This is a genomic window from Botrimarina sp., from assembly GCF_040219535.1.
GTDB lineage: Bacteria > Planctomycetota > Planctomycetia > Pirellulales > Lacipirellulaceae > Botrimarina.
This window is the reverse complement of sequence record NZ_JAVJSH010000016.1, coordinates 95319-107612: the sequence shown is the minus strand read 5'-3', so window position 1 is coordinate 107612 and position 12294 is coordinate 95319. Positions and strand designations below refer to the sequence as shown.

Annotated in this window: 11 protein-coding genes; 10 read left to right on the top strand and 1 reads right to left on the bottom strand. The window is 69.0% G+C overall.

Annotated features, from left to right (window positions below; translation table 11 throughout):
• Window positions 1-90: 90 nt before the first annotated feature.
• Window positions 91-1257, bottom strand: a complete 1167-nt coding sequence (locus RIC11_RS08395) for a hypothetical protein (protein WP_350210220.1) — start codon at window positions 1255-1257, stop codon at window positions 91-93.
• 334 nt (window positions 1258-1591) lie between these two features.
• On the opposite strand from RIC11_RS08395, the gene RIC11_RS08390 reads away from it, so the two are divergent.
• The 10 genes from RIC11_RS08390 (at window position 1592) to RIC11_RS08345 (ending at window position 12235) form a co-directional block, all read left to right on the top strand.
• Complete coding sequence (locus tag RIC11_RS08390) at window positions 1592-2083, top strand: RrF2 family transcriptional regulator (protein ID WP_350210218.1); 492 nt, start codon at window positions 1592-1594, stop codon at window positions 2081-2083.
• 86 nt (window positions 2084-2169) lie between these two features.
• A complete protein-coding gene (gene ccoN / locus RIC11_RS08385) occupies window positions 2170-4545 on the top strand; it encodes a cytochrome-c oxidase, cbb3-type subunit I (RefSeq protein WP_350210216.1) in 2376 nt (791 codons plus the stop codon).
• Window positions 4546-4596: 51 nt separating this feature from the next.
• Window positions 4597-4872, top strand: coding sequence for a hypothetical protein (locus RIC11_RS08380; protein WP_350210215.1), 276 nt, complete (start codon window positions 4597-4599; stop codon window positions 4870-4872).
• 45 nt (window positions 4873-4917) lie between these two features.
• Entirely contained in the window at window positions 4918-5610 is a 693-nt protein-coding gene (locus tag RIC11_RS08375) for a cbb3-type cytochrome c oxidase N-terminal domain-containing protein (protein ID WP_350210214.1), read from the top strand.
• A 9-nt stretch (window positions 5611-5619) separates the two neighbouring features.
• Window positions 5620-7059 carry a cytochrome c oxidase accessory protein CcoG gene (gene ccoG, locus RIC11_RS08370; RefSeq protein WP_350210213.1) on the top strand — a complete coding sequence of 480 codons (1440 nt, stop codon included), beginning with the start codon at window positions 5620-5622 and terminating at the stop codon, window positions 7057-7059.
• On the top strand, window positions 7052-7597 hold the full coding sequence (locus RIC11_RS08365; RefSeq protein ID WP_350210211.1) for a FixH family protein: 546 nt from the start codon (window positions 7052-7054) through the stop codon (window positions 7595-7597). Before ccoG ends, RIC11_RS08365 begins: the two co-directional genes overlap by 8 nt.
• Before the next feature lie 5 nt (window positions 7598-7602).
• Entirely contained in the window at window positions 7603-8388 is a 786-nt protein-coding gene (locus tag RIC11_RS08360) for a sulfite exporter TauE/SafE family protein (RefSeq protein WP_350210713.1), read from the top strand.
• A gap of 59 nt (window positions 8389-8447) precedes the next feature.
• A complete protein-coding gene (locus RIC11_RS08355; protein WP_350210209.1) occupies window positions 8448-10925 on the top strand; it encodes a heavy metal translocating P-type ATPase in 2478 nt (825 codons plus the stop codon).
• 2 nt (window positions 10926-10927) lie between these two features.
• A complete protein-coding gene (gene ccoS / locus RIC11_RS08350) occupies window positions 10928-11083 on the top strand; it encodes a cbb3-type cytochrome oxidase assembly protein CcoS (RefSeq protein WP_350210207.1) in 156 nt (51 codons plus the stop codon).
• A gap of 315 nt (window positions 11084-11398) precedes the next feature.
• Window positions 11399-12235, top strand: a complete 837-nt coding sequence (locus RIC11_RS08345) for a Gfo/Idh/MocA family oxidoreductase (protein WP_350210205.1) — start codon at window positions 11399-11401, stop codon at window positions 12233-12235.
• Window positions 12236-12294: the final 59 nt, after the last annotated feature.

Below are 12294 nucleotides of genomic sequence, written 5' to 3'. Positions count from 1 at the left end.
CCCCGCCGCGACGAAGGCGGCTGGCGACCCCCCAGGACGCCGGCCGCCTTCGCCTTTTCCGGCCCAGACGGGCATTGGCGGAAGCCCGCGTTAGTAGCGCAGGATCAGGTCGACGGTCAGGCGGTTGTCGATGACGTCCCTGCGGTCAGTGAGAGGGTTCTCCCACGCGACGCCGATCTCCGTGAGGCGGTTCGGCTTGTACTTGACGCCGAAGGCGCCGGTCACGATGTCGTTGCCGTCGACGCCGGCGGAGCCGAAGTTGAACACGTCGAAGCCTTCCACCCCGGTCACGCCGAGCGTGTCGGCGCCGCCGTCGGTCCAGTGGAACCAGTTGAACTCCGCCAACGCGTACCAGCCCTTGCGGAATTGGTAGTCGAAGTGGTTCGACCAGTAGAGGAAGTGCGAGTTGGTCTGGTCGTCAACGGGGATCACGCCGCCGAATCCGCTGAGCCAGTGGCCGCAGTCGCAGAGCCGCGTGCCGCCGGTGAGGAACAGGTGGAAAAGGCCGTCGCCGTTGGCCTGCAGCGTGCGTCCGGAGCCGACCGGCAACTCGTAGGTAAACCCGGCCGACGCGAGCCGCTGGTTGCGGGCGTCGCGTAGCAGAGCGTATTTGAGGCCCAGGGAAACGTCGGCCCAGCCGTCGTCGATCAGCGGGTTCGTCGAGACCACATAGCCGTCCTTCGCTGCGATCAAGCCGAGGCGCTCGGTCAGGCGGGCGCGGATTTGCACCGCGTAGAGGTTGACGTCGCCGCCGCCGGCCGTCGCGGGGACTTTGTGCTGCCAGAAGATGCCCCGCAGTTCGGTCGTGATCCGCGGGTCCTCGAAGAACAGCGGGTTTGTCATCGGGCTGATGAAGTCGTCGAAGCACGGCTCCGTCGGGCAAGAGATGCAGCCCAGCAGCAACTCCGGGAGCGGGCAGCCGTCCGAGCACGAGTCGTACGTGAGCACACCGTGGCCGAAGAGGCCGCAGTTGTTGCAGCAAGGCGCCCCACCTCCGCAAACGTCGGCGCCGCAGTGCGCGTTGCAGCCGTCGCCGCAGCACACATCGCCACGGCACGCGTCGGAGCACCCGAGCGAACACCCGTCGCCGCAAACGGTGCTCCACGACGCGCGACCGATCTGCGTGTCGTGGATCGTCGACGCCACTTCGACGTCGGTCGCGATTTCAAGAGGATTGATTACTCCTGCCGCCTCGGCGACGGCGAGTGTTGACAAGGCAGCGATCGCCGCCGAGGCAAGTCGCGATAGTGGTTGCATCATTTCTGACTCGGCCCCTCCGTGTCTGGCCGCTCAAGTTCATTGAACGGCGAAGAAACTGCCTCGTCCGGTGAGGCTCTTGGTACAGCGATTCGGCTTGTTCGCTCGCCCACTGCGTTCTTAGCGTCGACGGGCTTGCAGGTCACACAAGCGGTAAGAGAAGCCGAGATCGCATGAGCGAATCTGGCTAAAGAGGTTGTGGATGAAAAAAAGACAAGTATATCCACTTGACCCCTAAAGCTGTTGAGCCGATATTTGCCACAAGAAGCTACCTATCTCTCTTTTAGCGGCTAGCGACTCCCGATCGCCCTAAACCTAAGCGCACAAGGCGTTTATGTTCGTCTCCCAGACCGCCGAATACGCCCTGCGGGCCGTTGTCTGGCTAGCCCAGAACCCAGGCGAGCCGCAAACCACCCAGCAGCTCGCCGAGGGCACCCAAGTGTCGGTCAGCTACCTGCCGAAGGTGCTCCAGCCCCTTGGCCGGGCGGGCGTGCTCACCAGCCAACGCGGGATCAATGGCGGGTATTCGCTCGACCGCGACCCCGAGGACCTGTCGGTCCTGGAGATCGTCAACTGCGTCGACCCGATCCACCGCATCAAGCGTTGCCCGCTCAAGCTCGAATCGCACGCCGGCGGGCTCTGTCCGCTGCACCGGATGCTGGACGACTCGATCGCCGCGCTGGAGCGACGCTTCGCCGAGACGACGATCGCCGGCCTGCTCCGCGAAGACACCGGCCTCAAGCCTCTTTGTAACAGCGGGGCAGCCGTCGTATCGATCCAACTACCGACGCCAAAGATGGGCACGCGGAGCGACGCGTCGACATGACGCGTTTCCAGTTCTGCGTTCACCAATCCTACTGACCCACCGAATCACGCTTCGTTCCCGCGCCGCCGGAGAGGAATCGCCGCGCCATGAGTGAGACCACGACCCATCCCGCGACCCGGATGGAACGCTACAGCTACGACGACGCCATCGTCCGGATGTTCCTGTTCGCAACGCTCGTGTGGGGCGTCGTTGGGTTCACGGTGGGGCTCTTGCTCGCGCTCGCGCTGCCCTTCCCCAGCCTCAACGGGGGCATCGAGTGGATCACGTTCGGCCGGCTGCGGCCGCTGCACACCAACGCCGTGATCTTCGCGTTCGCGGGCAACGGCATCTTCGCGGCGATCTACTACTCGACCCAGCGGCTCTGCAAGGCGCGGATGTGGAGCGACACGCTCGGCCGCCTGCACTTCTGGGGGTGGCAGGCGATCATCGTCTCGGCGGCGCTGACGCTCCCCTTCGGGATCACCCAGAGCAAGGAGTACGCCGAGCTCGAGTGGCCGATCGACCTCGCGATCGCGGTGGTCTGGGTCGGGTTCTTCGGCGTCAACTTCTTCATGACGCTCGTCAATCGCCGCGAGCGGCACATGTACGTCGCCCTGTGGTTCTACATCGCCACGATCGTCACCGTGGCGGTGCTGCACGTGTTCAACAACCTCTGGGTGCCGATCCTCTCGCCGACGATGATCAAGAGCTACCCGATCTACGCGGGCGTGCAGGACGCGATGATGCAGTGGTGGTACGGCCACAACGCGGTTGCGTTCTTCCTGACCACGCCGTTCCTGGGCCTGATGTACTACTTCCTGCCCAAGGCGGCCGACCGGCCGATCTTCAGCTACCGCCTGAGCATCCTGCACTTCTGGTCGCTGGTGTTCATCTACATCTGGGCCGGGCCGCACCACCTGCACTACACGGCGGTGCCCGAGTGGGCGCAGACGCTCGGCATGGTGTTCTCCGTGATGCTCTGGATGCCAAGCTGGGGCGGCATGATCAACGGCCTGCTCACCCTCCGCGGCGCGTGGCACAAGGTCACGACCGACCCGGTCCTCAAGTTCTTCGTGGTGGGCATCACGTTCTACGGGATGAGCACCTTCGAGGGGCCGATGCTCTCCGTGAAGTTCTTCAACTCCTTCACGCACTACACCGACTGGACGATCGCCCACGTGCACGGCGGCGCGCTCGGCTGGAACGGCTTCCTCGTGTTCGGCATGGCCTACTGGCTCGCGCCGCGGCTCTTCCAGACCAAGCTCCACAGCAAGAAGCTCGCCGAGACCCACTTCTGGGTCGCCACGGTAGGCATCCTCTTGTACGTGATCCCGCTCTACGCGGCCGCCGTCGCCCAGATGTGGATGTGGTACAGCCTCACCCCGACCGGCCAGCTCGCTTACCCGGACTTCGTCGAGTCGACCCAGGCGGTCATCCCGATGTACTACTTCCGCGCCCTGGGGGGCGGGCTCTACATCGTGGGGTCGCTGATCGGCTGCTGGAACTTCTACAAGACCTGGCGGGCCCGACCGGCGACCTACGAGGTCCCCGTCTACGAGGCGCCGCCGCTGTCGGCCGTCGAGGTCACGCCCGAGCGGCCCCCCCAGTCGGACCTGGGGATGGTCACCGACTCGGCCAAGGCGCTCGACGTGTTCAGCAGCATGTGGTGGCACCGCGCGTGGGAGCGGATGCCGGTGAAGTTCACCGTGCTGGTGATCATCGCGGTGGCGGTGGCGTCGCTGATGGAGCTGATTCCCACGTTCGTGATCCGCTCGAACGTGCCGACGATCTCGACCGTCACGCCCTACACGCCGCTGGAGCTCGCCGGCCGCGACATCTACGTGGGCGAGGGCTGCTACAACTGCCACTCCCAGATGATCCGCCCGATGGTCGCCGAGACCAAGCGCTACGGCGAGTACAGCAAGCCGGGCGAGAGCGTGTACGACCACCCGTTCCAGTGGGGGTCGCGGCGGATCGGGCCCGACCTGGCCCGCGAGGGAGGCAAGCAGAGCCACGCTTGGCACGTGCAGCACTTCCAAAACCCGCAGCAGTTCAACGAGGGGTCGATCATGCCGGACTACTCGTTCCTGATGAAGCGCGACCTCGACTTCGACTCGATCCCGCTGCGCGTCGCCGCGATGCAGTCGCTCGGCGTTCCTTACCCGCAGTACGAGGGCGACGATCTCCAGCGGTCCAAGGCCGACGCGATCGCCCAGGCCGAGCAGATCCACAAGGAGTTCATCGAACAGAACCTGGGCCAGCCGTACGTCGACCCGAAGAGCGGCGAGCAGCAAGACTTGTCCGAAAAGAAGGTGATCGCGTTGATCGCGTACATCCAGCGGGTCGGAACCGACCTGTTCAAAACGCCCGACGCGTCGGCCGAAGAGTCGCTGCCGCCTGACGAAGCGGCCGAGCCGGCCCCGATCGCCACCGAACCGTCTCCACCCGAGCCGGCGAAGACCGCGATGCTGAGCGAGCCGTGAGTGCCGCGCGCGTCGCGAAACCTGCCCCCTGACATCTGACAACCTAAACCCATGATCCAAGACGCCCTTTCCGGATCCGGCCTCGCTCCGCTCGCGGTGTTCGGCCTGCTGATGTTCGTCGCGGTGTTTGTCGGTGTCGCAGCGTGGGCGCTGGGGCGGCCGAGGCAGGAAGTCGCCGGCTGGTCCTCGCTGCCGCTAGACGACCCCAAGGCGGTCGGCGACAGCCGCTTGCCCATCGTCGCGCCGGTCGCGGCGGGCGGGTGCGGCAAGTGCGAGAACTGCTCCTGCACGCCTGCCGAGTCGCCGGTGACCAGCCCCGGCCACTGATCCCCGAACCCTCCGACCCAGATAACGCAGCGAAGGAAACGACCGATGGCCGACGAGCCGAAAGTGAAGACGCCGCTCGAGCCGGCCGGGGACGACGTCCTCTCCGGTCACACGTACGACGGCATCCAAGAGTACGACAACCCCACGCCGCGGTGGTGGGAGCTGCTGTTCGTCGGCTCGATCCTGTTCTCGCCGCTGTACATCCTCTGGTTCCACGCGCCGGCGCAGAACCGCACGCTGGCCGACCAGTACGAGGCTAGCCTCGCGGCGAATCTGCGGCTGCAATTCGGCGAGCTCGGCGACGTGCAGGCCGACGAGCCGACGCTCGTCCGCTTCATGAACGAGCCGGAGTGGCTGAAGGTCGGCGCATCGACCTTCGCCGTGAACTGCGCGTCGTGCCACGGCAAGGACGCGGCCGGCATCTCCGGCCCGAACCTGACCGACGACTACTACATCCACGTCAAAGATATCACCGACATCGCGAAGGTGCTCCGCGAAGGCGCGAAGAACGGCGCCATGCCCGCCTGGGAGAACCGCCTGCACCCGACCGAGCTGATCCTGACCGCCGCCTACGTGGCCTCGCTGCGGGGGCAGAACCTCGAGGGGCGCTACGCGGAGAAAGGAAACGAGATCCCGCCATGGCCCGGCACGGCGGCCGGCGCCGAGGCCCCGGCCGAGCCAAGCGCTGTCGACGCCAACCCCGCAGAGGCGCCCGCTGCCCAAGCCGCAGCCGGCTGAACCAGACCGATGAACGCGACGAATGAACTGCCGGTCCTCCCGCCCGAAGAGCGGGTCCTGTCGACGCTCGACAACGACGGGCGGCGCCGCTGGCTGTACCCGAAGCTCTCGACGGGGCGCTTCTGGTCGCGGCGGCGGTTGGTCGCGTACCTGTTGATCGCGGTCTACGCGTCGCTGCCGTTTGTAAAGATCAATGGCCGCCCCGCGATGCAGCTCGATCTCTGGAACGGGCGGGTCAACTTGCTGGGCCTGCAATTCCGGCCGACCGATATGGAGCTGCTCGCGGTATTCGGCGTAACCGTGTTCCTGTCGATCTTCTGCCTGACCGCGGTGTTCGGACGCGTTTGGTGCGGGTGGGCCTGCCCCCAAACGGTCTACCTGGAGTTCGTCTTCCGCCCGATCGAGCGCCTGTTCACCGGCACGACGGGCAAGGGCGGCAAGCCGAAGAAAGCCGTCGCTGGCTGGCGGGTGGTCGCCATGTACGCGGCCTTCGCGCTGATCAGCTGGCACCTGGCGAACACCTTCCTCGCCTACTTCGTCGGGGTCGACGCGCTGAACGAGTGGATCTGGACGCAGCCGCCGTGGCGCCACCCGGCCGCCTTCGCCCTCGTGCTCTTCGTCACCGGCCTGATGCTGTTCGACTTCTGCTACTGGCGCGAGCAGCTCTGCATCATCGGGTGCCCCTACGGGCGCTTCCAATCGGTGATGCTCGACCAGTCGAGCCTGATCGTCGGCTACGACTACCGCCGCGGCGAGCCGCGCGGCCACGGCCGCGACCGCGAGGCGAAGGGGCTCGGCGACTGCGTCGATTGCCACCAGTGCGTGGCGGTCTGCCCGACCGGCATCGACATCCGCGACGGCCTACAACTGGAGTGCGTGAACTGCACCCAGTGCATCGACGCGTGCGACGCGGTGATGGACCGTGTCGGCTTGCCCCGTGGCCTGATCCGCTACAGCTCGCAATCCGCTCTCGAAGGCGAGCCGACACGCATCGTGCGCCCGCGGGTCGTCATCTACGGCGTGTTGATAACCGTGCTGGCCGCTCTGCTGGTGACCCTCCTCGCGACACGCACCGCGTTCGACGCGACGCTCCTCCGCGGCCTCGGCCAGCCCTTCGCCCTCACACAAGACGCCCGCATCGAGAACCGCGTGCGTGTGAAGCTCGTCAATCGAACCGACGAGCCGCAGACCTACACGCTGGGCGTGGTGTCGCCGGACTCGGTAGAAGCGATCGATCCCCCCTCGCCGCGCCTGGCGCCCGGCGAGTCGGTCACCGAAACGCTCCACCTGGTCGCCCCGCCCGAAGCCTTCTACGCGGCCGCAGGACGGCTCGAAGTCCGCCTCCGCATTGAGGACAGCCAGGGCGAGTCGATGGAGCGCCCCTACCAGCTCTACGGCCCCGTGGCCCCGCCGGCGGCCGCGGCCGAACGGGAGCAATCGGATGACTGATCCGAATCCACAAGCCGAACGCGCCACGACGCTGCCGAAGGGGCTGCTCTGGCCGCTGATCTTGATCGGCCTGTTGGTCGGTCACGGGGTGATCGTGCTCGCGGCGGTCACGTTCTCTTCGATGCTGAGACCCGGCGCGGCTGTCGAGCCGTCGGCGTACGAGGAGGGCCTGCGTTGGGATCAGCGCCAGACCGAGAAGCGAGCGAGTGAGCGGCTCGGCTGGACTCTCGCTTGCCAGGTCAGCGACACCGCCACGCCGGCCGGGGAGCGGCAGCTGCAGATCACCTTGCTCGACGCTGCCGGCCGCCCGCTCGACGACGCGGCGATCGAGCTGGTCTGCTTCCACCACAGCCGAGCCAACCAGCCGCTCCGGCGCACCATCGCCGGCGGCGAGCAGGGCCGTTACACAACCACGCTGCCGCTACGCCGAGAGGGCCTCTGGAGCTTGGAGGCCGTCGCGACGCGCGGCGATGACCGCTTCGTCGCCGAGACCGAGTTCTGGCTCAAAGGCGCCAAGCGCGGGGAGGCGCAGCCGTGACCGCGATGCTGCTCGCCGTGCTCTCGGCCAGCCTTCTCGGCTCGCCCCATTGCGCCGGCATGTGCGGACCGTTCTGCGGGCTGGCCGTCAGCGGAGGGCGGTCGCGCGGCGGGGCCGCCGGGCTGCAAGCCGCTTACCACGGCGGCCGGCTCATCACCTACGTGGCCGTCGGCGCCGCGGCCGGCGCGGCCGGCGCGTTGCTCGACCTCGCGTCGACGCTCGCGGGGCTCCAGCCCATCGCGCTCGCGCTGGCCGGCGGGGCAATGGTGTTGTTCGGCCTCGCCGAACTGGCCAAGGCGCGCCGCTGGGGCGGACCGCTGGCCCGCTTCGGCCACTGGCGCCCGCCGGCTGCCTGGATCCGAACGATCCAGCACGGCCAACGCTTCGCCGCCCGCCGCGACCCGGCGCCCCGGGCGTTGATGATCGGATTGCTGACCACGCTGTTGCCTTGCGGCTGGCTGTACGCGTTCTTCGTGACCGCGGCCGGATCGGGCGGCCCTCTTCAGGGCGCCGCCGTGATGGGCGTGTTCTGGGTCGGAACACTGCCCGTGCTGCTCACGCTCGGCATGGGCGTGCGGCGGCTGGCGGGCGTGCTGGGCGATCGGGCGCCGCTTGTGACCGCCAGCGCACTGATCGCGGTTGGGATTTTCACCCTTGCGGGACGGCAATCACTCAGCGCCACTGTGCTAGCGAGCCGCGTCACAGCCGACAGGTCGCAAGCGACCGCCCCGGCGCCCGACCCGGCCGAACTGCCCGCCTGCTGCCGCAAAGCGGCCGAGGCCCGGCGGTGACCACAACCCTCCAAGCCGGGGCGCCCCACCCCCGCCCGACGCGCCCCTCGGCGTCTGATTTGAACAAGGAGTCTTCCGCCTGCGACCACTGCGGGCTTCCCGTCCCCGACGGGAGGTCGCGTTTCTGCTGCGCAGGGTGTGAGGTCGCCTACGAGACGATCCACGGCGCCGGCCTGGAGAACTACTACTCCGTCCGCCAGCGGCTCGCGACCAAGCGCCGCGCGGCCTCCGGCGCCGGCAAGCGGTACGCGGCCTACGACTCAGACGCCTTCCAGCGGCGGTACGCCAGCCCGGCGGCCGACGGGCTGCGTGCGATCGACTTGCGGCTCGAGGGCGTGCACTGCGCGGCTTGCGTCTGGCTGGTCGAGCGCTTGCCGAAGATCGCGCCGGGCGTGGTCGACGCGCGGCTGATGCTCGGGGCCGCTCGAGCCCGCGTGGTGTGGGACCCGCAAGCGACGAGCCTCTCGGCCGTCGCGCAGTCGCTCGACCGGCTGGGCTATGCCCCCCACCCGGCCCGCGACCGCGCCGCCCGCGACGCCCGCTCTCGCTCCGAGCGCCGCCGGCTGGTCGACATGGCGATCGCCGGCGCCCTGGCCGGCAACAACATGCTCGTCGCGATCGGCCTGTACGCGGGCGCGGCCGAGGGTATCGAGCCGCGGTTCGAGAACTTGTTCCGCTGGCTGAGCCTCGCGATCGGGTGGTTGTCGATCGCTTGGCCTGGCCGCGTGTTCTTTCGTGGGGCGGCCGCCGCGTTGCGGGCGCGTACGGCCAACCTCGACCTGCCGATCGCGCTGGCGCTGCTGGTCGGCGCCGTGGCCGGCACGGCGAATGTTGTGATGGGGCGCGGCGAGGTTTACTTCGACTCGCTCAGCGTGCTGGTCTTCCTCCTGCTCGTCGGGAGGTTCATCCAACTGCGCCAGCAGCGGTGGGCTGAGGATTCGGTCGGCCTGATGCTCTCGATGACGCCCGACGAGTGCCGCGTGGTGCGGGGCGACCGGGTCGAGGACGAATCGGTCGACGCGCTCGACATCGGCGACGTGGTCGAGGTCCGGGCCGGAGACCTGTTCCCCGCCGACGGCGTGGTCACGACAGGCCGCTCCGCGGTCGACCGCTCGATCCTCACCGGCGAATCACGGCCGGTCCCGGTCGGCCCGGGGGCGGAGGTCTGCGCCGGCGCGCAGAACCTGGCCTCGACGCTGCGGCTCGAGGTGTCGGCCGTGGGCGACGACACGCGCCTGGGGCGGCTGGTACGGCTCGTCGAAGACGGCGTCGCCGCGAAGCCGCCGATCGTGCAGTTCGCGGATCGGGTCGCCGGCTGGTTCGTGTCGGTCGTGGCGGTGCTGGCCGCGGTCAACCTGGCTTGGTGGGCGTCGCGGGGGCCGCTCTCGGGCGCGATCGACTCGACGGTCGCGTTGTTGATCGTCGCCTGCCCTTGCGCGTTGGGGCTCGCCACGCCGTTGACGATGGCCATCGCGATCGGCCGCGGAGCGAAGCGCGGCATGTTGATCAAGAGCGCGGCCGTGCTCGAGCGCCTGGCGGACGTGTCACCCGACAAGCCGGGGCGGCTGCTCATCGACAAAACCGGCACGCTCACAACCGGCCGCCTGAGGGTCGAGGGGTGGGCCGGCGACCGGCAGGTGCAGCCTTGGGTGGCGGCCGTGGAGGCCCAATCGAGCCACCCTGTAGCCGCCGCGTTGGTGCGGGTGTTTGGCCCCGCCGAGCAACGCGACGGATACGAGGTCTCCGACCGGGTGGAGCGACACGGTTTCGGCGTGACCGCCGCCACGCCGCTCGGGCGGATGATGGTCGGCTCGCCCCGCTTCGCAGAAGAAGCCGGCGTCGAGGTCGGCGGAGAGATCGCCGGCGCGATCCGGCTGGGGCGGCGCCGGGGACTCACGGTCGCGCTCGTGGCGATCGAGGGCCGGGCGGTCGGCGTGGCTTGGCTCGGCGACGACCTCCACCCCGACGCGCGCGAGCACCTCGCCACGCTGGGCGAGGCCGGATGGCGCGCCGAGATCCTCTCTGGCGACACCCCCGACGCGGTCCGTCACACAGCCGCAGCGGTCGGCCTCAACGAGGAAGCGGGCGTTGGCGGCGCCGCGCCCGAGGAGAAGCTCCAGCGGGTGAGGGCCGCCGAACAGACGCCGCAAGCCGGGCCCGTGATGATGGTCGGCGACGGCGTCAACGACGCGGCCGCCCTCGCGGCGGCCGATATCGGTGTGGCCGTCCAGGGGGGCGCCGAAGCCTCGCTGGCGGCGGCCGACGTCTACCTCACCGAGCCGGGCGTCGGCAAGCTGGTGGAGCTCGTCCGCTTGGGGCAAGCGACCATGCGGGTCGCCCGGCGCAACCTGGCGATCTCGCTCGCGTACAACCTCGTCGCCGTCACGCTGGCCGCCGCGGGCTGGATCGGGCCGTTGGCGGCGGCCATCCTGATGCCCATCAGCTCGTTGACGGTGCTCGCGTCGGCGGTGCGTTTCAGCGGCGATGGCGCGGCCCAGGCCGAGGCGGCGCGCGTTCCCAAGAACCAATCGGACTGACGATGTCGGTGGTCTTTGTCATGGCGCCGTTGGCGCTGTTGTTGGCGGCGGTAGCCGTGGCCGGTTTCGTGTGGGCCGCCCGCGACGGCCAGTTCGAAGACGTCGACACCCCGCCCCAACGCGTCCTGCTCGACGACGACCCAGACCGCGCAGAGTAGGCGGCGTCGATCTCGAGTGACGCTCAACCGCCGCTCACGCGCTCGCTCCCCGGTGTTGGCCGGGCACACGCACGGACCGGTCGCCAAGGTAGTCTTGCACAGAGACGGATCGGCTGTCTTATCCTATGAGTCACGGCGGGCGCGGCGGTGAAATCGCCCTCCGATCGGATCGGCGCTCCGCAGGGCACTGCCAATCGCATTCCGCCCAGCGCATTCGGGGGGCGGCGCTTCGCAACTTGCCTGCCTTGCGATAGCCTGCGCTCCCCGGCGCCGGCCCCGCGGCGCCGCCCCACCCCCCTGCCCTCCCGCCACGCTATGGCCAAGCGACTCGGCTTCGTCGACGACGCGCTCGACAACTTCCACGCGAACACCTACCTCGACGCGGTCCGCGGGCCGCTCGCCGAGCGCGGCTGGGAAGTCGCCGGCGCGACCGCGTTGCAGCAGGACGCGGGCCGCGCTTGGGCCGACTCGAAGCGGGTCGCCTACTACGACTCGCCCGCCGAGCTGGCCGACGCGGTCGACGCGATCGCCGTGCTCGCGCCCTCGACTCCCGAGACCCACCTGGGCCTCTGCGAGGCGGTCCTCTCGGCCGGCAAACCAACGTTCGTCGACAAGACCTTCGCTCCCGACGCGGCTACGGCCCAGCAGATCTTCGACCTGGCCGACCGCCACGCCGCGCCGATTCAGACCACCTCGGCCCTGCGGACCACCAACGTGCAGACGCTCGCCGGCCAGCTCGAGGCGCCGCTCGAGGGCGTGGCCGTTTGGGCCGGCGGCGCCAGTTGGCACGAGTACGGCGTGCACCCGGTCGAGCTGGCCGTCAGCTGCCTCGGCCCCGACGCCGAACGGATCACTGCTTGCGGGACCGACACGCGGCCCGTCATGGCGATCGAGTTCTCTGGCGGTCGCGTGGCCACGATCCATTTCGACGCGGGCGAGTACGTGCCCTTCGTGGCCATGCTGACGACGCGCTTGGGCGTGCGGCACGTGGAGGTCGACGACTCGCGTCTGTTCGTCGACGCGGCCGCCGCGATCCTCGATTTCTTCGACGCCGGTCGGGCGCTCGTGCCGCGCGACGAGACGATGGCCGTGATGCGGGTGCTGGACGCTTCGGGCCGCCCCGAGGCCCGCCACGGCTGGCACACGCTGTGACCCAGTCGCAGACCCGTGCGCGGCCGCCAGAGCGCCGTGCGCGGCGCCCCGTTGCACAG

Coding starts and splice junctions, on each gene's coding strand:
- ccoN (WP_350210216.1), top strand. CDS start 2,170: ATGAGTGAGACCACGACCCATCCCGCGACCCGGATGGAACGCTACAGC.
- RIC11_RS08375 (WP_350210214.1), top strand. CDS start 4,918: ATGGCCGACGAGCCGAAAGTGAAGACGCCGCTCGAGCCGGCCGGGGAC.
- ccoG (WP_350210213.1), top strand. CDS start 5,620: ATGAACGCGACGAATGAACTGCCGGTCCTCCCGCCCGAAGAGCGGGTC.
- RIC11_RS08365 (WP_350210211.1), top strand. CDS start 7,052: ATGACTGATCCGAATCCACAAGCCGAACGCGCCACGACGCTGCCGAAG.
- RIC11_RS08380 (WP_350210215.1), top strand. CDS start 4,597: ATGATCCAAGACGCCCTTTCCGGATCCGGCCTCGCTCCGCTCGCGGTG.
- RIC11_RS08390 (WP_350210218.1), top strand. CDS start 1,592: ATGTTCGTCTCCCAGACCGCCGAATACGCCCTGCGGGCCGTTGTCTGG.
- RIC11_RS08360 (WP_350210713.1), top strand. CDS start 7,603: ATGCTGCTCGCCGTGCTCTCGGCCAGCCTTCTCGGCTCGCCCCATTGC.
- RIC11_RS08345 (WP_350210205.1), top strand. CDS start 11,399: ATGGCCAAGCGACTCGGCTTCGTCGACGACGCGCTCGACAACTTCCAC.
- RIC11_RS08395 (WP_350210220.1), bottom strand. CDS start 1,257: ATGCAACCACTATCGCGACTTGCCTCGGCGGCGATCGCTGCCTTGTCA.
- ccoS (WP_350210207.1), top strand. CDS start 10,928: ATGTCGGTGGTCTTTGTCATGGCGCCGTTGGCGCTGTTGTTGGCGGCG.